This is a genomic window from Sneathia sp. DSM 16631, assembly GCF_014892235.1.
GTDB classification, from domain to species: Bacteria; Fusobacteriota; Fusobacteriia; order Fusobacteriales; family Leptotrichiaceae; genus Sneathia; species Sneathia vaginalis.
Genome location: NZ_JADBHL010000048.1, coordinates 1 through 338, shown reverse-complemented (window position 1 = coordinate 338; position 338 = coordinate 1). Strand labels below are relative to the sequence as shown.

Sequence of the window (338 nt, the reverse complement as noted above, 5' to 3'; positions counted from 1 at the left end):
ATTTTTTAATTCTAATGTTATTCTACGGTAACCATATCTTCCTTTATTTTCATAGTAAATTTCTTTTATTTTATCAATAATACCTATATTTTTTTCATCTTTATCTTTTTTATTTATGTAATAATAATATACAGATTTTGATATCCCTGCAATCTTTAACAACATTTTGAAAGGATATTTTGATCTAAGTTCAGCTATTACTCTTACTTTTTCTTCTCTTTTAGCTCCCTTTCTTGAACTAGAGCTCTCAATTTTTTTAAATATTCATTCTCAGCTTTTAGATAAAGCACTTCCTCTTCTAATTGTTTAATCTTTTCTTTTTCAGTTAATACCTTGTT

At 24.0% G+C, this 338-nt stretch carries 1 pseudogene; it reads right to left on the bottom strand.

Annotated elements, in window-relative coordinates:
* A pseudogene (locus IMK15_RS06765) lies at nt 1–338 on the bottom strand (IS3 family transposase); the annotation flags it as partial.